This window comes from Legionella lytica (assembly GCF_044626755.1).
Classification (GTDB): Bacteria; Pseudomonadota; Gammaproteobacteria; order Legionellales; family Legionellaceae; genus Legionella; species Legionella lytica_A.
This window is the reverse complement of sequence record NZ_JBGORX010000040.1, coordinates 1-223: the sequence shown is the minus strand read 5'-3', so window position 1 is coordinate 223 and position 223 is coordinate 1. Positions and strand designations below refer to the sequence as shown.

The window sequence follows — 223 nt, the reverse complement described above, 5'->3', positions numbered from 1 at the left end:
AGATTAAAGTGCCTGGATCCAATCTTATCCTAAATTTACCTGGATTTTCTATAGTAAAAGTGAGTGGATATCAACCATTGTTATTAGATGTAACTTATAAGCGCTTAGCTCGTTGTGGTCATTGCCAAAGTAAGAGAGTACGCAAGAAATCATCGCATATAAGGATGGTGCATCATGAGTTAATAGGGCATCGTCGCAGTATATTAAGGTTTAAAGCCTATAA

At 36.3% G+C, this 223-nt stretch carries 1 protein-coding gene; it reads left to right on the top strand.

The window, feature by feature from the left end:
* Positions 1-8: 8 nt before the first annotated feature.
* The coding region (locus ACD661_RS17065; RefSeq protein WP_400189018.1) for a transposase family protein at positions 9-223 on the top strand (215 nt) is incomplete at its 3' end.